The sequence below is a fragment of the Pseudomonas parakoreensis genome (assembly GCF_021602155.1).
GTDB classification, from domain to species: domain Bacteria; phylum Pseudomonadota; class Gammaproteobacteria; order Pseudomonadales; family Pseudomonadaceae; genus Aquipseudomonas; species Aquipseudomonas parakoreensis.
On record NZ_BQHY01000007.1, the window covers coordinates 286,614 to 309,836 of the forward strand.

Here is a 23,223-nt window from a genome sequence, read left to right on the forward strand (position 1 = left end):
CTACAAGGAATTTGCATCGTTCACAAAACCTGTGGGAGCGAGCCTGCTCGCGAAGCTTTCAGGTGGCCCATCGCGGTTTTCGCTTTTGCACGAAAGCCATCGTGCCCTCGATCCCTTCGACACCGGTCACCGCTTTACTGAACCACTGCGCTGCGTCATCCAGCAATTCATTCGATGGCTGTCCGGCGCTGGCCAGCAACAGCTTTTTGGTCATCGCATTCGCGTCCGGTGCGCAGCACAGAACATGGTCGAGTACTTCGTCGAGGCGTTCGGCCAATGCCTGCGGATCCTGCTCGACAAAATGCACCAGCCCCAGGCGTCGCGCTTGATGACCATCGAAACGCGCGGCTGTCAGTGCCAGCCGACGGGTTTCGGTCAGGCCGATGCGTTGCACCACGAACGGCGCGATCTGCGCAGGCAGCAGCCCGAGGCTGGTTTCCGGCAGGCCGAATTGCGCCTGATGATCGGCCATGGCGATATCGCTCACACATGCCAGCCCAAGACCACCGCCGAGCACTGCGCCTTGCAACACCGTGATCAGCACTTGCGGCGCCTGCTGCGCCTCTTGCAACAGCGCACCGAAAGCGCGGTTCAAATCGCGATAGGCATCGGCGCCCCGGGCGCGTGCATTGGCCATGTCCTTGATGTCGCCGCCAGCGCAGAAGTGCCCGCCCGCGCCACTGAGCACCAGGGCGCGAACACTGCGCTCATCGCGTACCGTCGCCAGTACCGAACGCAGTTCGGCGACCATGTGCAGGCTCATCGCATTGCGGCTTTCCGGGCGATTGAGGGTGATGTGCAATACGCCGCCATGCAGCTCCAGCAGCAGTGTCTGGCAATCGGGCAGGGGGCTCATTGCTTTTTCCCCGGCAGAATGCCCATCAGTTTGCAGATGATCCCCAGCATGATTTCGTCGGCGCCACCGCCAATCGACACCAGCCGCACATCGCGATAGGCGCGGGCCACCGGGTTGTCCCACATGAAGCCCATGCCGCCCCAATATTGCAGGCAACTGTCGCTGACTTCACGACCGAGGCGCCCGGCCTTGAGCTTGGCCATCGAGGCCAGACGCGTGACGTCCTGACCTTTCACATATTGCTCGGTGGCCTGATAGACCAGCGCCCGCAGGCATTCGATTTCGGTCTGCAATTCGGCGAGGCGGAAGTGGATCACCTGATTGTCGATCAGCGCGTTGCCGAAGGTCTTGCGCTCCTTGCAGTACTCGATGGTGCTGTCGACGCAATATTCCAGGCCCTTGATCATGTTGGCCGCGCCGAACAGACGTTCTTCCTGGAACTGCAGCATCTGCATCATGAACCCGGCGCCTTCGTGGCCGATGCGGTTGCGCTGCGGCACACGCACGTTGTCGAAAAACACCTGGGCGGTCTCCGAACTGCGCATGCCGAGCTTGTCCAGGTGTGAGCTGAGGCTGATGCCCGGGGTGTTCATCGGCACCATGATCAGCGACTTGTTGATGTGCGGCTTGTCGTCCGAGGTGTTGGCCAGCAGGCAGATGAAATCGGCACTCGGTGAATTGGTGATCCACATTTTGCTGCCATTGATCACGTAATCGTCGCCATCCTTGCGCGCGCTGGTCTTGAGACCCGCGACATCGGAACCGGCACCGACTTCCGAGACGCCGATGCAACCGACCTGCTCGCCGGTAATCGCGGGGCGGAGGAATTCGTCGCGCAATTCATCGGAGCCGAAGCGGGCCAGCGCCGGGGTGCACATGTCGGTCTGCACGCCGATCGACATCGGAATGCCGCCGCAATGAATGGTGCCGAACTCTTCGGCGGCGACAATCGAATAGCTGTAGTCGAGGCCCATGCCGCCGAATTTTTCCGGTTTGGAAATCCCCAGCAGACCAAGGTCGCCGGCCTTGCGGAAAATCTCGTGGATCGGAAAGCGCCCGGCCTTTTCCCATTCATCAACGTGTGGATTGATCTCGTGTTCGACGAATTGGCGGACGGTGCGGCGCAGTGCTTCGTGTTCCGGGGTGAAGATCATTTTTATTGTTCTCCTTGGGATCCGTGGCGGTCAGAAGCGGCTGACGCCGAAGCTGTTGGGTTGCAACGTGCGGATGTCGGCTTCGTGGCAGATATCCAGCAGGTAACCGAGCAGGGTGCGCGTATCGCGCGGGTCGATCAGGCCGTCGTCCCACAGGTTGGCGCTGCCGTAGAGTGCGGTGGACTGGCTGTCGAGCTTCTGCGCGGTGACCTGTTCGAGCATGTCGAGCATTTTCGGATCCGGCACCAAGCCTTCCTTGAGCTGTTTGGCCTCGGTGACAATGCGCAGCACCTTGCCGGCCTGTGCGCCGCCCATCACCGCCGTGCGGCTGTTGGGCCAGGCAAAAATGAAGCGTGGATCGAGACCGCGCCCGCACATCGCATAGTTGCCGGCGCCGTAGGAGCCACCGACGACAATCGTCAGTTTAGGCACTCGGGCATTGGCCACCGCTTGAATCAGTTTCGAGCCGTGTTTGATCACGCCTTGCTGCTCGGATTCGGTGCCGACCATGAACCCGGTGGTGTTGTGGAAGAACAGCAGCGGCGTCTGGCTCTGATCGCACAGTTGAATGAACTGCGCGGCCTTGCTCGCCCCGGCGGGGGTGATCGGGCCGTTGTTGCCGATCAGGCCGCAGGCACGGCCCTGGATTTTCAACTGGCCGCAGATGGTCTGCTGATCGAACTCGCCTTTGAATTCGAGAAACTCCGATTCATCGGCTATCCGCGCAATGATTTCGCGCACGTCGTAGGGCTTCTTCGGGTCGTCGGGAATCAGCCCGAGCAACTCGTCGATCGGGTACAGCGGGTCCTTGTATTGCGGTTCCGGCAACCACGGCAGTTGTTCGTTCCACGGCAGCAGGCGCAGGATCTCGCGCACCAGACGCACGCCATCGGCATCGTTCTCGGCCAGGTATTCGGCGGTGCCAGCAACCTGTGCGTGCATTTCTGCGCCACCCAGCTCTTCATCGGTGGCGACCTCGCCCGTCGCGGCTTTGAGCAGCGGCGGCCCGGCAAGAAACAGCTTGGCCTTGCCGCGCACCACCACCACATAATCCGACAGCCCCGGTTGATAGGCGCCACCGGCCGTGGCCGAGCCATGCACTACGGTGATCTGCGGCAGCCCCATGGCCGACATCCGCGCCTGATTGGCAAAACTGCGCGCGCCCTCGACGAATATCTCCGCCGCATAATTGAGGTTGGCGCCGCCGCTTTCGGCGAGGGTGATCACCGGCAGTTTGTTCTCTTGGGCGATCTGTTGCAGACGCAGGGATTTCTTCAGGCCGGTGGGGGAAATGGTGCCGCCCTTGATTGCGCTGTTGTTGGCCACCACCATCGCCCGAATGCCGGACACATAACCGATCCCGGCGATCAAGCCACCGCCGGCGGCGCTGCCATCCTTGTCGTCGTGCAGTTTGTAGCCGGCCAGGCTCGCCAGTTCGAGGAACGGTGCGCCGGGGTCGAGCAACAGGTTCAGGCGTTCGCGGGGCAGCAGTTGCCCGCGCTTGTCGAATTTGGTCTTGGCTTCGGCAGCCTTGTTCAGCAGGTTCTGTTCCAGTTGCTGGACGTGCTCGATGGCCGTGAGCATCGCCGCGCGGTTGCGGGCGAAGGCTTCGCTGTGCGGATCAAGTTCGGACTGGATCTGCGGCATGGCTTACTCCTTGTCCTTGAGGACGTCGGGCAGGTACGCCCGATGGAAACCGTTGAACGACTCGCTGTGGCTCGCCTTGTGCAGCGGCCATGCACGGCTGCCGAGGCTGGCCGCACCATCGATTTTCAAGGTGCTGCCGCTGATGAACGCCGCCGCCGGACTGAGCAGGAAAACGATCGCCGCACTGACCTCGGATTCGGTACCAATGCGCTTGAGCGGTACGTGTTCGCGCAAGGTCGGGATCACCGCTTTGAACGCGCCCTCATAAGTGTCCATGCCGCTGGACGCGATCCACCCCGGCGCCACCGCATTGACCCGCACCCCGGCGTAACCCCACTCGAATGCGGCGGTCTTGGTGAAGTTGTCCATCCCCGAACGTGCCGCTCCGGAATGGCCCATGCCGGGCATGCCGCCCCACATGTCGGCGAGCATGTTGACGATGCTGCCGCCGTGTTTACTCATCGACTGGTTGAACACTTCCCGGGCCATCAGGAAGCCGCCGACCAGATTGGTGCGCAGCACGGTTTCGAAGCCTTTCTGATTGATCGCGGCCAGTGGCGACGGGTATTGGCCGCCGGCATTGTTGACCAGGCCGTGGATCGGCCCGTGCTCGGCGATCAACTCAGTGACCAGTTGTTTTACCGCGTCTTCGTCACGGATGTCGCAGGCGTGCCAGTGTGCGCGGCCACCGTCTTCGGCGATTTCGGCGGCGACTTTTTGCAGTTTTTCCGGCTTGCGCCCGACCAGCAGCACCCTGGCGCCGAGCGCTGCCAGTTCATGAGCGGTGCAACGGCCGATGCCACTGCCGCCACCGGTGACGATGAGGGTCTGGCCGCTGAACAGATCGGCTTTGAAAATCGATGCGTAAGCCATGAAGCCCAACCTCTAGTCGAGTTGTTCGGCGATGCTCTGCGGCACCGGGATCTGGATTTCCAGCAACTGCTGGGCGAAGGCCTTGCCCTGTGGATCAATGCGCAGACTTGCCACGCCACCGCCACCGAGGGCGTTTTCCAGCAGGAAATTCAGGCTGTGGGTGCCGGGCAGGTACCAGCGTTCGACCCGGCCATGGATCGGGTCGAGCACGTGGCGCATCCAGTCGACGATGACCGCCGGCGTCAGCGCTTCGGCGATCCACGGCAGGTATTCCGGCCGACGCGGCAGGACGCCGATGTTGCTGTGGTTGCCCTTGTCGCCGGAGCGCGCCACCGCCAGTTTGACCAACGCCACGCTGGCGTCGGCGCGGCCTTGGGGTTTGGGTGGCTGTTCGGGAGTTGGCAGAGCGTGGCTGTCGAGTGGTGTTTGCGCAGGCAGGGCGCAGGGGTATTGCTCACCGGCCATGTCGATTTGCAGGGTGCAGGCGTTTTTGTCGATCAGGAACGAGAACAGGCGGATCAGCGGATAGACCGTCGGCCGCCCGCCGACGATGCCGGTCAGTCCCGGCGCCATGCCGGTCGCGGCCTGGGCGATTTCCCGGGAGAACAGGATCAGCGCCGGTTTCAGTGGATGGCGCACCGCGAGTTTGATCACCACCTCGCGGCTGTCACGGCGCTGACCGTGAGGGCCGTAAGTGGCTTCACTGCCGAGCAGTTCGATGTTGACTTCGCTGTAGGGCGGCCAGCCGCGCTGGCTGAACATTTCCGAGGTTTTGTCGATGATCGCCTGGCTCACGCGACGGGCCTTGTCCACCGCATCGATGCCGGCGATCAGGCAACTGGCGGTGCAGCGAAAGCCGTCCGGGTAAGTGGCGCTGACCTTGTATTTATCGCTGGGTGGCAAGCCTTTGGCACCGTGCACATGCACGGTGTTTTTGCCCTGTTGCTGCAGTTTCACTTGAGTGAAATCGCAGACTACGTCTGGCAACAGATACGCCTGTGGATCACCGATTTCATAGAGCATCTGCTCGCCAACCGTCAGTGGCGTCACTAACCCGCCGGAGCCCTCGGGTTTGCTGACGATGAACTGGCCGTCGGCGCTGACGTCGACGATGGGAAAACCGATGTGTTCGTAATCCGGCACATCGCGCCAGTCGGTAAAATTGCCCCCGGTACATTGTGCGCCGCACTCGATGATGTGCCCGGCCAGCGCCGCCTGAGCGAGTTTGTCGTAGTCGTGCCAGGCCCAGCCGAACTCATGCACCAGCGCCGCGCTGACCACCGCGCTGTCGACCACGCGCCCGGTGATGACGATGTCGGCGCCCAGGCGCAGGGCTTCGACGATGCCCGGCGCGCCGAGGTAGGCGTTGGTCGATACGCACATCGGCGGCAGCGGCGCGCCGTTGAACATTTCGTGGATGCCTTGAGTGGCGAGTTGCTTGAATTGCGGCTGCAGGTCGTCGCCGAGCAGCACGGCGATTTTCAGACTGACCCCGGCCTTGTCGCAGGCGGCCTGCAGGGCGGCGGCACAGGCTTTCGGATTGATTCCGCCCGCGTTGCTGATCACGCGAATCTTCTGTTCGACCAGTTGCGGCAGCAGCGGCGCGAGCACTTCGACAAAATCCCCGGCGAACCCGGCCTGTGGGTCCTTCATGCGGGCGCCGGCCATGATCGACATCGTGATCTCGGCCAGGTAATCGAACACCAGATAATCCAGGCGCCCGCCTGCCACGAGCTGGGCAGCGGCGGTGCTGGTGTCACCCCAGAATGCGCTGGCGCATCCGATGCGAACGGTCGTGGGCATGGTGATCTCCGACTCAGGAACCTGCGACAGAAGTGTCTGGAGGCTACCAAGCAAGCGCTTGGTTTGTAAACAGCTGAAATATCTTCTGCCCAAGCGCTTGCTTGGTTGCCGCCTGCGGCTTAAATTGCGCGCAACCCTGCGTGTTCAGGGGGCAACAGACTGATCGACTGTAGGAGAGAACGGGTGGACGAGCAAAAAGCCCTGAGGGTCATGCGCGAACTGGTCGACCAAGGCCAACTGACCGACCCTGACAGCGCACGCGGCAAACTGCTGCAAGTGGCCGCCCACCTGTTCCGCAACAAAGGCTATGAACGCACCACCGTGCGCGATCTGGCCGGGGCGGTGGGGATTCAGTCCGGGAGCATTTTTCATCACTTCAAAAGCAAGGATGAAATCCTTCGTGCGGTGATGGAGGAGACCATCGTCTACAACACCGCGTTGATGCGCGCCGCGCTGGCCGAAGCCGCCAATGTACGCGAGCGGGTGCTGGCGCTGATTCGTTGCGAGTTGCAGTCGATCATGGGCGGCAGCGGCGAAGCAATGGCGGTGCTGGTCTACGAGTGGCGATCGTTGTCCGAGGAGGGGCAGGCCCGGGTGCTGGCCCTGCGTGATGTCTATGAAGAGATCTGGTTGCAAGTGCTGGGCGAAGCCAAGGACGCCGGGTTTATCCGTGGCGATGTTTTCATTACCCGACGTTTCCTCACCGGCGCACTGTCCTGGACCACCACCTGGTTCCGCGCTGGCGGCAGCCTGAGCCTTGATCAGTTGGCCGATGAAGCGCTGATTCTGGTGCTCGAAGAGCGCCAGTCCACTTTCTAACAGGCCGGGAAACTGGCTAACTGGGCGAAACCGCCTAGCTTGAATGCATTGATTGCCATTTTTTCGGGGAGTGGGGTGTTTTGAAGTCTTCGCCAATTCGGACGACCGCAGGGCTTTTGCTCGTAGCGCTGGCGGTATTTTGGGTGCTACCCGCACAGGCAGCGCAACTGGTTCGGGTGGGCGCGGCGCATTTTCCGCCTTACACCGTGCGTCCGGAAAGTGGTGCCGACACTGGCCTGCTGCCGCAACTGGTCGAGGCGCTCAATGCACTGCAGGCAGACTATCAGTTCGTACTGGTACCGACTTCGATTCCTCGGCGCTTCGGTGATTTCAAGCAGGGCCGGATCGACATGGCGATCTTCGAGAACCCCGATTGGGGCTGGAAGGAGATTCCTCATACCGACGTCGATATGGGCCTGGAAGATGCCGAGATTTTCGTCGCGCAACGTGAAGACGGTCGCCAGCAGAACTATTTCGCCGACCTCAAGGGCAAACGTCTGGCGCTGTACAGCGGTTATCACTATGAGTTCGCCAACTTCAACGCCGATCCCAAATACCTCGCCGATACCTTCAACGCGACGCTGACCTATTCCCACGACAGCAACCTGCTGATGGTGCTGCGCGGGCGCGCCGACATCGCTCTGGTCACGCGCTCGTACCTGTTCGATTATCTGCTGCGCAACGAGAAAGTGCGTGACGAATTGCTGGTGTCGCAACGCATCGATCAGGTCTACCACCATTACGCCATTCTGCGTCCGACGGCACCGATCACTGGCGAGGCGTTCGGCAAGTTGCTGCAGGGTTTGCGCGACAATGGCCAGATGCTGAAGATCTTCGATCCTTACAAGATTGCCGTGGTGCCGGTGGCTCATCGCTGACCGATTTTCATCCGGGCGGCTAAATTTCTCCTCTCGGCTCACGTCCCATCGTTGAACTGTCGACGATTATCGTGAGCCCGACCCATGTCCAATCTGAATGACCTGACTGCCCTGGCCCTGCCTTCGGGCAGCCAACTGGTAGCCGATGCCACTGAAAGCCGTCTGAGCCTGAGCCTGGACGGGCAACCGCTGATTCGCCTGCGCCTGGATCGCCTGGGCAAAGGCCCGATCCAGCTCGACGAGCGTTACGCACTGCCCGTGGGGCAGGCGCTGTGGGCGGCCTGTTACTGGTTGTTCGCACGCGATCCGGACTGTCAGCAACTGCTCTGGCAACTCGATCAACCACCCACTGAAGCGTTGCTCAGCGGTTTGCTGGTCAGCACCGAAGTGGCTGGTGAATACCGCTGCGAACGCACCCTGTTCTGGCAGTTGCCGCAACCCTGGCTGGGCACGTCGCTGACCGGCAGCTACCCGCAACAAATGGTGATCAGTCACGGCAAGCGCCATCCGCTGCGCCCGGCGAAGCCGCGCGGTGAGGTCTATCGGCGTTTCGATGCGCGTCTCGGTGCGTGGATTTCCCTGCGTACGCTGGAGATCGAGCAGGATCTGGCGCGTTTCAATCGCTGGCAGAACAGCCCGCGAGTCGCCAGTTTCTGGCAGGAGGAGGGCAGCCTCGAGCAGCATCGCGAATACCTGAGCAAGCTCGACGCCGATCCGCACACCCTGACGCTGATCGGCTGTTTCGACGATCAACCGTTTGCCTATTTCGAGGCCTACTGGGCCAAGGAAGACCGTATCGCGCCGTTCTACGACGCCGACAATTACGACCGTGGCATTCACATGCTGGTGGGAGAGGAAAACCACCGTGGCCCGCACAAGGTCGCGAGCTGGTTGTCGGCGCTGGTGCACTACCTGTTTCTGGATGATCCGCGGACCCAGCGCGTGGTCGCCGAACCGCGTGCCGATAACGCGAAGATGATCGGCCACATGCACAACCAGTGCTTCCACTGCGAGAAGGAGTTCGACTTTCCGCACAAGCGCGCGGCCTTGATGATTCTGGGACGTGAGCGGTTTTTTGATCGGTGCAAGCTGGCGTAAAAGCAAAAGATCGCAGCCTTCGGCAGCTCCTGCATGAAAGGTATTCCTCTGTAGGAACTGCTGAAGGCTGCGATCTTTTTCTGCGATGAACCGGGCTTAGCGCCGACCCATCGAGGCCGCATCCCCACGGCTGCCCGACACCTTGCGGCAGTGCACCAGTGCATCGCGAATCATGAAGTTGACCAGGGTCGGCGAGACGCCGAGTTCCTTGGCGATGTCCTTTTGCGGCACGCCGTGCAGGCGGTACATCTCGAAGGCGTAACGGGTGCGGCTGGGCAGTTCGGTCAGCGCGTCGGCGATGTGCTCCAGCGTCGAGAAATTGATGTGCGAGGTTTCCGGCGAAGCGCCCTGAATGACCACGTTCAACCCTTCCTCTTCGGGGCCCGAGTACTTTTGTTCCAGCGCCTGTTTGCGGTAGTGATCGATGGCGAGGTTGCGCACGATCTGGAACAGGTAACTCAATTGCGCCTTGATCGACGAGGTGATCGGCGGCGCCGATTGCAAGCGGAAGAACGCATCCTGCACCACGTCTTCGGCGCGCGAACGGCAGCCGGTAATGCGCGCTGCGATCTTCACCAGAATCACTCGATTGTCGACGAAGGCCTGAAGTAGCGGTGAATCGCACCTGCTTGTGGATACTTGTTCCGTCATGGAAATCACCTTGCTGCCAATAGGTTAGTGGGACGCCGGGGGACGAGGCCGTCCTACACATCGAGCGACAAATTATGTTGAATGATAATGATTGTCAATTGAGAAAGAGAACTAATGCTCCGTAAAGGTGCGAATCGAGAACTGCGACACACCGCCACACCCCGGCCCCCGTTGGCGATCCTGCCCGCTGACTAATTATTTGCAGACGCCATCCGTTCTCATTGGTGAATGGCTTCGGGGGTACAGCCCCGGCCAGACAGCATTCCCCAAGCCTTGCGCGGTCGGCACAGACCACGCCCTGCACGCCCACGACTGGCGTGACGCAGCAACCCGATTCCACTAGCAAGCCGAATTCAGGCAGGAAACCTCATGACCGACGCGTTCGAACTCCCCAGCACTCTGGTCCAAGCCCTCCAGCGCCGTGCGGCACACACGCCGGAGCGCCTGGCCCTGCGCTTTCTCGCCGAAACCGAGGAGCAGGGCGTGGTGCTCAGTTACCGCGAACTGGATCAACGCGCGCGCACCATTGCTGCCGCATTGCAGGCCCAGGCTGAGTTCGGTGATCGCGCGGTGCTGCTGTTCCCCAGCGGCGCGGATTACGTCGCGGCGTTTTTCGGTTGCCTGTACGCCGGGGTGATCGCGGTGCCGGCCTATCCGCCGGAGTCCGCCCGTCGTCATCATCAGGAACGCCTGCTGTCGATCATTGCCGATGCCGAACCGCGTTTGCTGCTGACCAGCGCCGACCTGCGCGATGCCTTGCAACACATCGAAGGCGCGCCGCCGTTGCTGTGCGTCGATACGCTCGACAACACGCTGGCCGAGAACTGGATTGAGCCGACCCTGCCGCAGGACCACATCGCCTTCCTGCAATACACCTCCGGCTCCACCGCGTTGCCCAAAGGCGTGCAGGTCAGCCACGGCAATCTGGTGGCCAACGAGCTGCTGATTCGCCACGGTTTCGGCATCGACGTGAACCCCGACGACGTGATCGTCAGCTGGCTGCCGCTGTACCACGACATGGGCCTGATCGGCGGATTACTGCAGCCGATTTTCAGCGGCGTGCCGTGCATCCTGATGTCGCCGGCGTACTTCCTCGGTCGCCCGTTGCGCTGGCTTGAAGCGATCAGCCAATACGGCGGCACCATCAGCGGCGGGCCGGATTTCGCCTATCGTTTGTGCAGCGAGCGGGTCAGCGAATCGGCACTGGAACGACTCGACCTGAGCCGCTGGCGCGTGGCCTATACCGGTTCCGAACCGATCCGTCTCGACACCCTCGAGCGCTTCGCCGAGAAGTTCACCCCGTGCGGCTTCAGCGAAGACAGCTTCATGGCGTCGTATGGTTTGGCCGAAGCGACCCTGTTCGTTGCCGGCACACCGCGTGGCACCGGTATTCCTGCGTTACGCGTGGACGATCAAGCGCTGGCGCAAAATCGTGCCGAGCCGGGCGACGGCAGCGCGATCATGAGTTGTGGCATCAGCCAGCCTGATCACGCGGTGCTGATTGCCGACCCGGTCACGCTCAAAGAACGAGCTGACAACTTCGTCGGTGAAGTCTGGGCCGCCGGGCCGAGCATCGCTCACGGCTACTGGCGCAACCCCGAGGCCAGCGCCAGGACCTTCGTCCAGCACGCCGGTCGCACCTGGCTGCGCACTGGCGATCTGGGCTTCATCCGCGACGGTGAACTGTTCATCACCGGGCGCCTGAAAGACATGCTGATCGTGCGCGGTCACAACCTTTATCCGCAAGACATCGAGCAAACCGTCGAGCGTGAAGTGGAAGTGGTGCGCAAAGGTCGCGTCGCGGCATTCGCGGTCACTCAGGGCGGTGAAGAAGGCATTGGCATCGCGGCGGAAATCAGCCGCAGCGTGCAAAAAATCCTGCCGCCCGAAGCGCTGATCAAAGCCATTCGCCAAGCGGTGGCCGAGGCCTGTCAGGAAGCGCCGAGCGTGGTGGTGCTGCTCAACCCGGGCGCGCTGCCGAAGACGTCCAGCGGCAAGCTGCAACGCTCGGCGTGCCGCACGCGTCTGGCCGATGGCAGCCTCGACAGCTACGCGGTGTTCCCGTCCGCCGAGGTGCAAAATACCGAATCGACCCTGGCGGCTTCCGAGCTGGAAGCCCTGATCGGCAAGCTCTGGGCCGAGCAACTCAATCTCAAACAGGTCAACGCCGACGACCACTTTTTCCTGCTCGGCGGCAACTCGATTGCAGCAACTCAAGTGATCGCCAAGGTGCGCGAAGAACTGGGCCTGGAGCTGAACCTGCGTCTGCTGTTCGAGGCGCCGACCCTGTCCGCGTTCGCCGCTGCCGTGGCGCAACAGCAACAGGACGGCGGCAGCGCCCAAGGCGAAATCACCCCGTTGTCGCGCAGCGAAGCACTGCCGCAATCGTTGGCGCAAAACCGTCTGTGGATCACCTGGCAACTCGACCCGCACAGCAGCGCCTACAACATTCCCGGTGCCCTGCGTCTGCGTGGCGAGCTGGACGAGGACGCGGTGCGCGCCAGCTTCCAGCAACTGATCGAACGCCACGAATCGCTGCGCACGCGCTTTTTCGAACGTGACGGTGTGGCGCTGCAACAGGTCGAGGCGGCGCCTGAATTCAATCTGCAACTGATTGACCTCAGCGACTTGCCAGTGCACGAGCGTGAAGCCCGCGCGCAACAGATCCGCGAAGACGAAGCGCGCACTCAGTTCGATCTGGAAAAAGGCCCGCTGCTGTGGGTGACGCTGGTGCGCCTCGACGACGAAGATCACCAGTTGCTGGTGACGCTGCACCACATCATCGCCGACGGCTGGTCGCTGAACGTGCTGATCGATGAATTCTCGCGCCTGTACGCTGCGGCATCCCAAGGTCAGCGCGCCGAACTCGCGCCGCTGCCCACCCGATACGCCGACTACGGCAGCTGGCAGCGCCAATGGCTGGCGCAAGGCGAGGCCGAGCGGCAACTGGCGTACTGGAAAGCCCGGCTGGGCGACGACCATCCGGTGCTGGAACTGGCCACCGATCGCCCGCGCTCGGCCAAGCAATTGCACAGCGCCGCGCGCCACAGCGTGCGCCTCGGTGTCAGCCTCAGCGATGCGATCAAGCAGACTGCGCAGGCGCATCAATCGACGCCATTCATGCTGTTGCTCTCGGCGTTCCAGAGCCTGTTGCACCGCTACAGCGGTCAACGCGATATCCGCATCGGCATCCCCAATGCCAACCGCCCGCGCCTGGAAACCCAAGGCCTGATCGGCTTCTTCATCAACACCCAGGTACTGCGTGCCGAGGTTGATTCGCGGCAGTCGTTTATCGAGTTGCTGGCGCAGACCCGCGAGGCTGCGCTGGGGGCTCAGGCCCATCAGGATCTGCCGTTCGAACAACTGCTCGAAGCGTTCCCGCAGGCTCGCGAACAGGGACTGTTTCAGGTCATGTTCAACCACCAGCAACGCGACCTGAGTGCGCTCAAGCGTCTGCCGGGTCTGCTCGCCGAAGAGCTGCCGTGGCACAGCCGCGAAGCCAAGTTCGACCTGCAACTGCACAGCGAAGAAGATCGCAACGGACGCCTGACCTTGTCCTTCGACTACGCCGATGAACTGTTCGACGCGGCGACCATCGAGCGTCTGGCCGAACACTTCAGCAACCTGCTGCGCAGTGTGTGCGAACACCCGCAACAGGCAATCGGCGACCTGCAACTGCTGACTCCGTGCGAGCACGAACAGCAACAAGCGTGGAGCATCGCCCCCTGCACCCCGGCGCGACACTGGCTGCCGGAACTGCTCAACGAACAGGCGCGGCAGACCCCGGAACGCACCGCTTTGGTGTGGGACGGTGGCAGTCTCGATTTCGCCGAATTGCACGCCCGGGCCAACCGTCTCGCGCACTACCTGCGCGACAAAGGTGTGGGCCCGGATGTGTGCGTGGCAATCGCTGCTGAGCGTTCGCCGCAACTGCTGATCGGCCTGCTGGCGATCATCAAGGCCGGTGGCGCTTACGTGCCGCTGGATCCGGATTATCCGGCCGAACGTCTGGCCTATATGCTCAGCGACAGCGGCGTCGAACTGCTGCTGACCCAGACTGCTCTGCTCGAGCGTCTACCGGCCAGTGACGGTGTCAGCGTGATCGCCATGGACGCATTGCACCTGGAAAACTGGCCGAGCCAGGCCCCGGGCCTGCACCTGCATGGCGACAACCTCGCCTATGTGATTTACACCTCCGGCTCCACCGGCCAGCCGAAAGGCGTGGGCAACACTCACGCGGCGCTGGCCGAACGTCTGCAATGGATGCAGAACACCTATCGCCTGAACGACAGCGACGTGCTGATGCAAAAGGCGCCGATCAGTTTCGACGTGTCGGTGTGGGAGTGCTTCTGGCCGCTGATCACTGGCGCGCGTCTGTTGATCGCCGGCCCTGGTGAGCACCGCGATCCGCATCGTATCGCGCAGCTTGTTCAAGAATATGGTGTGACCACGCTGCACTTTGTGCCGCCGTTGCTTTCGCTGTTTATCGACGAACCGCTGAGCACCGAATGCACCAGCCTGCGCCGGGTGTTCTCCGGCGGCGAAGCGCTGCCGGCGGAACTGCGCAACCGCGTGCTGGCGCAACTGCCGGCGGTGCAATTGCACAACCGTTATGGCCCGACCGAAACCGCGATCAACGTCACTCACTGGCACTGCACCACGGCCGATGGCGAGCGCTCGCCGATTGGCCGGCCGCTGGGCAACGTGATCTGTCGCGTGCTCGACGCCGATCTCAATCCCGTACCGGCCGGTGTGCCGGGTGAACTGTGCATAAGTGGTATCGGTCTGGCCCGTGGTTACCTCGGTCGTCCGGCGCTGACGGCCGAGCGCTTTGTGATCGATCCACTGGGCGAGCAGGGCGCACGTCTGTATCGCACCGGTGACCGTGCACGCTGGACTGCTGATGGCGTGATCGAATACCTCGGCCGTCTCGATCAGCAGGTCAAACTGCGTGGTTTCCGCGTCGAGCCGGAAGAAATCGAAGCGCGCCTGCTGGCTCAAAATGGCGTCGCCCAGGCCGTGGTGCTGGTGCGCGAAACCGTGGCCGGCGCGCAACTGATCGGCTACTTCACCGCTGTCGATGCGAGCGAAGATCAGCACGTGCAGATCGCCCGCCTGAAAACCGCGCTGGCCGCCGAACTACCGGAATACATGGTCCCGGCGCAACTGCTGCGTCTGGACGCAATGCCCCTGAGCCCGAGCGGCAAGCTCGACCGTCGCGCCTTGCCTGAGCCGCAGTGGCAAGTGCGTGAACACTTCGAACCGGTCACTGAGCTGGAGCAACAGATCGCCGCGATCTGGCGTGAAGTGCTGGGTCTGCCACGGATCGGTCTGCGCGACGATTTCTTCGCCCTCGGCGGGCACTCGTTGCTGGCCACACAAATCATCTCGCGCAGCCGTCAGGCCTGTGACGTCGAGTTGCCGCTGCGCGCCTTGTTCGAACACAGCGAACTCGGTGATTTCGCCGAACAGATCCGCCTGATCCAGGCCAGCGGCCAGACCAACCAACAGCCGCCGATTGCCAAAGTCGACCGCCGCCAAGCGGTGCCGCTGTCCTATTCGCAACAACGCATGTGGTTCCTCTGGCAGATGGAGCCGGACAGCCCGGCGTACAACGTCGGCGGCATGGCGCGCCTGCGCGGCGTGTTGCATGTCGAGCATTTCGAGGCGGCGTTGCAGGCGTTGATCCTGCGCCACGAAACCCTGCGCACCACGTTCCCGAGTGTCGATGGCGTGGCCCGTCAGCAGGTGCATGCCGAGACCGGCGTGCGCATGGGCTGGCAGGATTTCTCGAAATTGCCGGCTGACCAGCGCGAACAGAAAGTCCAGCAATTGGCCGACGAAGAAGCGCATCTGCCGTTCGACCTGGAAAGCGGCCCGCTGCTGCGCGCCTGCCTGGTCAAGACCGCCGAGCACGAGCATTACTTTGTCCTGACCCTGCACCACATCGTCACTGAAGGCTGGGCGATGGACATTTTTGCCCGCGAACTCAGCGCGCTGTACGAAGCGTTCGTCGATGAGCGCGATTCGCCGCTTGAACCGTTGCCGGTGCAATACCTCGATTACAGCGTGTGGCAGCGCAACTGGCTGGAGTCCGGTGAGCGTCAGCGCCAGCTCGACTACTGGACCGCGCAACTCGGTCGCGAACATCCGTTGCTGGAACTGCCCGGCGACCGTCCGCGTCCGCCGGTGCAAAGCCATCAGGGCGAGTTGTTCCGTTTTGATCTCAGTGATGACCTCGCCGCCCGCGTCCGTGCGTTCAATGCGCAAAACGGTCTGACCCTGTTCATGACCATGACCGCTGCGCTCGCCACCTTGCTCTACCGCTACAGCGGCCAGACCGACCTGCGCATCGGCGCACCGGTGGCCAACCGGATCCGCCCGGAAAGCGAAGGGCTGATCGGCGCATTCCTCAACACTCAGGTGCTGCGTTGCCAGCTCGACGGGCAGATGTCGGTGGGTGAGTTGTTCGAGCAAGTGCGCCACACCGTGATCGAGGGCCAGTCGCATCAGGATCTGCCGTTCGATCATCTGGTCGAAGCGCTGCAACCGCCACGCAGTGCGGCGTACAACCCGTTGTTCCAGGTGATGTGCAACGTGCAGCGCTGGGAGTTCCAGCAGAGCCGGACGCTCGCCGGGATGACTGTCGAATACCTGGCCAACGATGCACGGGCGACCAAGTTCGACCTCAATCTTGAAGTCACCGACCTTGATCATCGCCTCGGCTGCTGCCTGACGTACAGCACCGACCTGTTCGACGAACCGACCATCGCGCGCATGGCCCGGCATTGGCGCAATCTGCTGGAAGCGTTGATCGCCGATCCGCAACAGCGTCTGAGCCAGTTGCCGCTGCTCGACCCGGCTGAGCAGCAACACCTGCTCGACAGCCTCGGTGTCGAACCGGGCGAACGGCGTCTCGATCAATGCATCCATCACCTGTTCGCCGAGCAGGCGCTGGCGCGCAAAGACGCCCCGGCGCTGACGTTCGCCGGGCAGACGTTGAGCTACGCCGAACTCGATGCCCGCGCCAATCGCCTGGCCTGGGCCCTGCGCGAGCGTGGGGTCGGTCCGCAGGTGCGGGTCGGTCTGGCGCTGGAGCGCTCGCTGGAAATGGTCGTCGGCCTGCTGGCGATTCTCAAGGCTGGTGGCGCTTATGTGCCGCTGGACCCGGAATACCCGCTCGACCGTCTGCGCTACATGATCGAGGACAGCCGTGTCGGTCTGTTGCTCAGTGATCGGGCGATGTTCAACGCCCTCGGCGTTCTGCCGCCGAGCATGGCGCGCTGGTGCCTGGAAGATGACAGCGCGGCGCTGGCCGATTACCCGGCCAGCGAGCTGCCATTCATCAGCCTGCCGCAGCATCAGGCTTATCTGATTTACACCTCGGGTTCGACCGGCCAGCCGAAAGGCGTGGTGGTGTCGCACGGTGAAATCGCCATGCATTGCCAGGCGGTGATCGAGCGTTTCGGCATGCGTCCGGACGACTGCGAACTGCACTTCTATTCAATCAACTTCGACGCCGCTACCGAGCGTCTGCTGGTGCCGCTGCTCAGCGGCGCGCACGTGGTGCTGCGGGCGCAAGGGCAGTGGGACGCGGAAGAAATCTGCAACTTGATCCGCACCCACCGGATCAATGTGCTCGGTTTCACCCCGAGCTACGGCAGCCAGTTGGCGCAATTCCTCGCCACGCAGAATGAAACCCTGCCGGTGCGGATGATCATCACCGGCGGCGAAGCGCTGACCGGCGAGCACCTGCAACGGATTCGCGCCGCATTCAAACCGAGCCTGTTCTTCAACGCCTATGGCCCGACTGAAACCGTGGTCATGCCGCTGGCCAGTCTGGCGCCGGAAGTGCTGGAAGAGGGCGCCGGCAGCGTGCCGATCGGCAGCGTGATCGGTGACCGTGTGGCGTACATTCTCGACGCCGATCTGGCACTGGTGCCGCAAGGCGCGACCGGTGAGTTGTTCGTCGGCGGTGCCGGTCTGGCCCAGGGTTATCACGACCGTCCGGGCATCAGCGCCGAGCGTTTCGTGGCTGATCCGTTTGCCGCCGATGGCGGACGCATGTACCGCACCGGCGACCTGGTGCGCCAGCGTGCCGACGGGCTGGTGGAATATCTGGGGCGGATCGACCATCAGGTGAAAATCCGTGGTTTCCGCATCGAGCTGGGCGAGATCGAAACCCGGCTGCTCGATCACGCTTCGATCCGCGAAGCGGTAGTGCTGGCGCTGGATGCGCCGAGCGGCAAGCAACTGGTGGGCTACCTCGTCACCGATGTCGCCGAACAAAGTGAAACCCACCAGGCCGAACTGCGCGAAGCACTGAAGTCACACCTCAAGGCGCAACTGCCGGATTACATGGTGCCGACGCACTTGATCCTGCTGGCGAGCATGCCGCTGACCGCCAATGGCAAACTCGACCGTCGCGCCTTGCCGGCGCCGGATCCGGAGTTGAACCGTCAGCACTATGTCGCCCCGAGCAATGAGCTGGAGCAAACCCTGGCACAGATCTGGTGCGAGGTGCTCAACGTCAAACAGGTCGGTCTCAACGACAACTTCTTTGAGCTCGGTGGCGACTCGATCCTGTCGATTCAGGTGGTCAGCCGGGCGCGGCAGCAGGGCATTCATTTCAGCCCGCGGGATCTGTTCCAGCATCAGACGGTGCAGACCCTGGCCGCCGTCGCCAGCCGCAGCGAGCAAGTCACTGCCGAGCAGGGACTGGTGCTCGGTGAGTCGGCCATGACGCCGATTCAGCACTGGTTCTTCGACACTGAAATCCCTGAGCGTCAGCACTGGAACCAGGCGCTGCTGCTGGAGCCGAGCGTGGCACTGGAACCGCATCGTCTGGAACAGGCGCTGCTGGCGGTGATCGAGCAACACGACGCCCTGCGTCTGCGTTTCACCCAGGTCAACGATCAATGGCAGGCCACGCATCAACCGGTGTCCGACGCCGAGGTGTTGTGGCAGGTGCGGGTGGCGGCGATGGACAAGTGCGCAGCCTTGTTTGCCGATGCCCAGCGCAGTCTCGATCTGCAAAATGGCCCGCTGCTGCGCGCCATGCTGGTCGATGGTCCCGAAGGTCAGCAACGCCTGTTCATTGCGATCCATCACCTGGTGGTCGACGGTGTCTCGTGGCGCGTGCTGCTTGACGATCTGCAAACTGTGTATCGCCAGCTCGACGCCGAACAGTCAGTACAACTGCCGGCGAAAACCAGTGCCTTCAAGGATTGGGCCGCACGTTTGCAGGCCTATGCCGGCAGCGAATCGTTGCGTGAAGAATTGAACTGGTGGCAAATCCAACTGGCCGGCCCGAACGCCGAGCTGCCGTGCGAAAACCCGCAGGGCGGACAGCAGAATCATCACGCGCAAACCGTCAGCGTACGCCTGGGTGCCGAGCGTACCCGACAATTGCTGCAGCAGACGCCGCGCGCCTACCGCACGCAAGTCAACGATCTGCTGTTGACCGCGCTGGCCCGCGTGCTGTGCCGCTGGAGCGGGCAGCCGTCGGCATTGGTTCAACTGGAAGGCCACGGCCGCGAAACCCTGTTTGACGAGATCGACCTGACTCGCACCGTCGGTTGGTTCACCAGCGCCTATCCAGTGCGCCTGACTCCGCACAACATCGAAGAAGCGGCCGGGCAGGGCGCTTCGATCAAGGCGATCAAGGAGCAACTGCGCGCGGTGCCGCACAAAGGCCTCGGTTATGGCGTGCTGCGTTATCTGGCCGATGACCTCAGCCAGCGCAGCATGGCGGCGTTGCCGAACGCACCGGTGACCTTCAACTACCTCGGCCAGTTCGACCAGAGTTTCGCCAGCGATGCGCTGTTCCGTCCGCTGGATGAGCTGGTCGGTGCAGCCCACGATCCGCAGGCGCCGCTGCCCAACGAGCTGAGCATCGACAGTCAGGTGTATGGCGGTGAACTGTTGCTGCGCTGGACCTTCAGTGCCGAGCGTTATGACGCGCAGACCATCAATGACCTGGCCGACGCTTACCTCGGCGAGCTGCAAAGCCTGATCGAACATTGCCTGCAGGAGGAGGCCGGCGGCCTGACACCGTCGGACTTCCCGCTGGCGAAACTGACCCAGGCGCAACTCGATGCCCTGCCGGTGCCAGCGGCGCACATCGAAGATGTCTACCCGCTGACGCCGATGCAGGAAGGCATGTTGCTGCACACCTTGCTCGAACCGGGCACCGGTCTGTACTACATGCAGGATCGCTACCGCATCAACAGTGAGCTTGATCCCGAGCGTTTCGCCCAGGCCTGGCAAGCGGTGGTCGCCCGTCATGAAGCGTTGCGTGCATCGTTCTGCTGGAACGTCGGCGAAGACATGCTGCAAGTGATCCACACCCCGGGGCGCACGCCGATCGAGTACCTGGACTGGTGTGACATTGCCGAGGACGAGCAAGAACCGAAGCTGCAAGCGCTGCTGAAAAGCGAGCGCGAGGCCGGGTTCGATCTGCTCAATCAGGCACCGTTCCACCTGCGCCTGATCAAGGTTGGCGCGGCGCGCTACTGGTTCATGATGAGCAACCACCACATCCTCATCGATGCCTGGTGCCGCTCGCTGCTGATGAACGATTTCTTCGAGATCTACACCGCCCTCGGTGAAGGTCGCGAAGCACAATTGTCGGTGCCGCCGCGTTACCGCGACTACATCGGCTGGCTGCAACGCCAGAGCCTGGTCGAGGCACGTCAGTGGTGGCAGCAGAACCTGCAAGGTTTCGAACGCACCACGCCGATCCCGAGCGACCGGCCGTTCCTGCGCGAACACGCAGGCGAAAGCGGCGGCATGATTGTTGGTGACTGCTATACCCGTCTCAACGTTGAAGATGGCGTCCGTCTGCGCGAGCTGGCCCAGACCTATCAACTGACCATCAACACCTTCGCCCAGGCGGCATGGGCCTTGGTGCTGCGCCGCCTGAGCGGTGATCGCGACGTGCTGTTCGGCGTGACCGTGGCCGGGCGCCCGGTGGAGTTGCCGGAGATGCAACGCACCGTCGGCCTGTTCATCAACAGCATTGCGCTGCGAGTGCAGATCCCGGCGGACGACCAACGCGCCAGTGTGCGTCAGTGGTTGAGCGGACTGCTCGACAGCAACATGCAGCTGCGCGAGTACGAATACCTGCCGCTGGTGAACATTCAGGAACAGAGCGAACTGCCGAAAGGCCAGCCGCTGTTCGACAGCCTGTTCGTGTTCGAGAACGCCCCGGTGGAAGTCTCGGTGCTGGACCGTGCGCAAAGCCTCAACGCGACGTCGGACTCCGGTCGGACCCACACCAACTTCCCGCTGACGGCGGTGTGCTATCCGGGCGATGACCTCGGCCTGCACCTGTCTTACGACCAGCGTTACTTCGACCAGTCGACCATCGAACGCATGCTCGGCGAGTTCAAGCGCCTGTTGCTGGCGCTGGTCGATGGTTTCCATGGCGACATGGCCGACCTGCCGCTGGTGGGCCACGAGGAACAGGACTTCCTGCTGCACGGCTGCAACCAGAGCGCGCAGGATTATCCGCTGGAGCAAAGCTATGTGGCGCTGTTCGAAGCACAGGTCGCGGCGCATCCGCAGCGCATCGCCGCCACTTGCCTCGATCAGCAACTGAGCTATGCCGAGCTGAACCAGAATGCCAACCGTCTCGGTCATGCGCTGATTGCAGCCGGGGTACAGATGGATCAACCGGTGGCGTTGCTGGCCGAGCGTAATCTCGATCTGCTGGGGATGATCATCGGCAGCTTCAAGGCCGGTGCCGGTTACCTGCCGCTGGATCCGGGTCTGCCGAGCCAGCGTTTGCAGCGGATCATCGAGCTGAGCCGCACGCCGGTGTTGGTGTGCAGCGAGGCCTGCCGCGAACAGGCGCAGACTTTGCTCGATGAATTCAGCTGCGCCAACCGTCCTCGGCTGTTGGTCTGGGAAGACGTGCAGGCGCTGGCGACATCGCTGCAGAACCCGGGAATCTACAGTGGCCCGGACAACCTGGCCTACGTGATCTACACCTCGGGTTCGACCGGGTTGCCGAAAGGCGTGATGGTCGAGCAGCGCGGCATGCTCAACAACCAGTTGAGCAAGGTGCCGTACCTGCAACTGACGGACGCCGACGTGATCGCGCAGACCGCCTCGCAAAGCTTCGACATTTCGGTCTGGCAGTTCCTCGCTGCGCCGTTGTTTGGCGCGCGGGTGGACATCGTGCCGAACGTCATCGCCCACGATCCGCAAGGCTTGCTGGTGCATGTGCAAGCGCAGGGCATCAGCGTGCTGGAGAGCGTTCCTTCGCTGATTCAGGGCATGCTCGCCTCCGATCGCCTGAGCCTCGACGGCCTGCGCTGGATGCTGCCCACCGGTGAAGCGATGCCGCCGGAACTGGCGCATCAGTGGCTGCTGCGTTATCCGGACATCGGTCTGGTCAATGCTTACGGCCCGGCGGAATGCTCCGATGACGTGGCGTTCTTCCGCGTCGATCTGGCTTCGACCCGCGGCAGCTATTTGCCGATCGGTACGCCGACCGACAACAACTTGCTGTACCTGGTCGATGGCGCGCTGGAACTGGTGCCGCTGGGCGCGGTGGGTGAGTTGTGCGTGGCCGGGACCGGCGTCGGTCGCGGTTACGTCAGCGATCCGTTGCGCACCGCGCCGGTGTTTGTGCCGAACCCGTTCGGCGCGCCGGGCGAGCGTCTGTATCGCACCGGTGACCTCGCGCGGCGGCGCAGTGACGGGGTGCTGGAGTACGTCGGCCGGGTAGACCACCAGGTGAAGATTCGCGGTTACCGCATCGAACTGGGTGAAATCGAAGCGCGTCTGCACGAACAACCGGAAGTCCGCGATGCGGCGGTCGGCGTGCAAGAGGGGGCGAACGGCAAGCACTTGGTGGGTTATCTGGTGGCGGCTGATAGCGCGTTGAATTCGGGCGAACGTCTGGAGCGGATCAAGCAGCGCCTGCGCAGCGAATTGCCGGAGTACATGGTGCCGCTGCACTGGTTGTGGCTCGATCAGCTGCCGCACAACGCCAACGGCAAACTCGACCGCAAGGCCTTGCCGGCGCTGGAGATCGGCCAGTTGCAGAGCGAGTATTACCTGGCCCCGCGCAACGAGCTGGAGCAGACCCTGGCCGACATCTGGGCCGAAGTGCTCAAGGTCGACAAGGTCGGGGTGCGCGACAACTTCTTCGAGCTGGGCGGTCATTCATTGCTGGCCACACAGATCGCCTCGCGTGTGCAGAAAACCCTGCAACGCGATGTGCCGCTGCGGGCGATGTTCGAGTGCAGCACGGTGCAGGCGTTGGCCGAGTACATCGAGGGTCTGGCGGCCGGTGACATGACCGAGGACAAGGTGGATCGCTTGAATGATCTGATGGCGGAGCTGGAAGGCTTGTAATCTTCAGCGCCTGTTCCGGCCCCATCGCTGGCAAGCCAGCTCCCACAAGTTTCATGGTGAACACATGATTTGTGTA

Annotated in this window: 10 protein-coding genes; 4 read left to right on the forward strand and 6 right to left on the reverse strand. The window is 62.7% G+C overall.

All coding sequences use genetic code 11. The annotated features are described in order from the left end of the window. Window positions 1–58: 58 nt before the first annotated feature. The 5 genes from L6D63_RS13555 to L6D63_RS13575 are packed head-to-tail and all read right to left on the reverse strand — an operon-like array spanning window position 59 to window position 6,333. A complete protein-coding gene (locus L6D63_RS13555; RefSeq protein WP_047295395.1) occupies window positions 59–856 on the reverse strand; it encodes an enoyl-CoA hydratase/isomerase family protein in 798 nt (265 codons plus the stop codon). Continuing rightward, window positions 853–2,010: a citronellyl-CoA dehydrogenase gene (gene atuD / locus L6D63_RS13560; protein ID WP_047295393.1), complete on the reverse strand. Its 1,158-nt coding sequence runs from the start codon at window positions 2,008–2,010 to the stop codon at window positions 853–855. The genes L6D63_RS13555 and atuD overlap by 4 nt, the downstream gene beginning before the upstream one ends. Window positions 2,011–2,040: 30 nt before the next feature. Next, a complete protein-coding gene (atuC, locus tag L6D63_RS13565; protein ID WP_047295391.1) occupies window positions 2,041–3,657 on the reverse strand; it encodes a geranyl-CoA carboxylase subunit beta in 1,617 nt (538 codons plus the stop codon). 3 nt (window positions 3,658–3,660) lie between these two features. Next, window positions 3,661–4,530 carry an SDR family oxidoreductase gene (locus L6D63_RS13570; protein ID WP_131671630.1) on the reverse strand — a complete coding sequence of 290 codons (870 nt, stop codon included), beginning with the start codon at window positions 4,528–4,530 and terminating at the stop codon, window positions 3,661–3,663. A gap of 12 nt (window positions 4,531–4,542) precedes the next feature. After that, window positions 4,543–6,333 carry an acyclic terpene utilization AtuA family protein gene (locus tag L6D63_RS13575; protein WP_131671629.1) on the reverse strand — a complete coding sequence of 597 codons (1,791 nt, stop codon included), beginning with the start codon at window positions 6,331–6,333 and terminating at the stop codon, window positions 4,543–4,545. 183 nt (window positions 6,334–6,516) lie between these two features. Here L6D63_RS13575 and L6D63_RS13580 point away from each other — a divergent pair, with 183 nt between their 5' ends. The 3 genes from L6D63_RS13580 (at window position 6,517) to L6D63_RS13590 (ending at window position 9,128) form a co-directional block, all read left to right on the forward strand. Further along, window positions 6,517–7,152, forward strand: a complete 636-nt coding sequence (locus tag L6D63_RS13580; protein WP_145594058.1) for a TetR/AcrR family transcriptional regulator — start codon at window positions 6,517–6,519, stop codon at window positions 7,150–7,152. Window positions 7,153–7,232: 80 nt separating this feature from the next. Further along, entirely contained in the window at window positions 7,233–8,030 is a 798-nt protein-coding gene (locus L6D63_RS13585) for a substrate-binding periplasmic protein (protein ID WP_131671627.1), read from the forward strand. Window positions 8,031–8,114: 84 nt separating this feature from the next. Then, entirely contained in the window at window positions 8,115–9,128 is a 1,014-nt protein-coding gene (locus L6D63_RS13590; protein ID WP_047295380.1) for a GNAT family N-acetyltransferase, read from the forward strand. Window positions 9,129–9,224: 96 nt separating this feature from the next. Here L6D63_RS13590 and L6D63_RS13595 read toward each other — a convergent pair whose 3' ends face one another. Then, window positions 9,225–9,779 carry an RNA polymerase factor sigma-70 gene (locus L6D63_RS13595; protein ID WP_131671626.1) on the reverse strand — a complete coding sequence of 185 codons (555 nt, stop codon included), beginning with the start codon at window positions 9,777–9,779 and terminating at the stop codon, window positions 9,225–9,227. A gap of 369 nt (window positions 9,780–10,148) precedes the next feature. On the opposite strand from L6D63_RS13595, the gene L6D63_RS13600 reads away from it, so the two are divergent. Continuing rightward, window positions 10,149–23,147, forward strand: a complete 12,999-nt coding sequence (locus L6D63_RS13600; protein WP_131671625.1) for a non-ribosomal peptide synthetase — start codon at window positions 10,149–10,151, stop codon at window positions 23,145–23,147. Window positions 23,148–23,223 lie beyond the last annotated feature (76 nt).

Excerpts from the sequence above, each read along its gene's own strand:
- atuD (WP_047295393.1), bottom strand. The coding sequence starts at position 2,010 with ATGATCTTCACCCCGGAACACGAAGCACTGCGCCGCACCGTCCGCCAA.
- L6D63_RS13555 (WP_047295395.1), bottom strand. The coding sequence starts at position 856 with ATGAGCCCCCTGCCCGATTGCCAGACACTGCTGCTGGAGCTGCATGGC.
- L6D63_RS13570 (WP_131671630.1), bottom strand. The coding sequence starts at position 4,530 with ATGGCTTACGCATCGATTTTCAAAGCCGATCTGTTCAGCGGCCAGACC.
- L6D63_RS13600 (WP_131671625.1), top strand. The coding sequence starts at position 10,149 with ATGACCGACGCGTTCGAACTCCCCAGCACTCTGGTCCAAGCCCTCCAG.
- L6D63_RS13595 (WP_131671626.1), bottom strand. The coding sequence starts at position 9,779 with ATGACGGAACAAGTATCCACAAGCAGGTGCGATTCACCGCTACTTCAG.
- L6D63_RS13575 (WP_131671629.1), bottom strand. The coding sequence starts at position 6,333 with ATGCCCACGACCGTTCGCATCGGATGCGCCAGCGCATTCTGGGGTGAC.
- L6D63_RS13590 (WP_047295380.1), top strand. The coding sequence starts at position 8,115 with ATGTCCAATCTGAATGACCTGACTGCCCTGGCCCTGCCTTCGGGCAGC.
- atuC (WP_047295391.1), bottom strand. The coding sequence starts at position 3,657 with ATGCCGCAGATCCAGTCCGAACTTGATCCGCACAGCGAAGCCTTCGCC.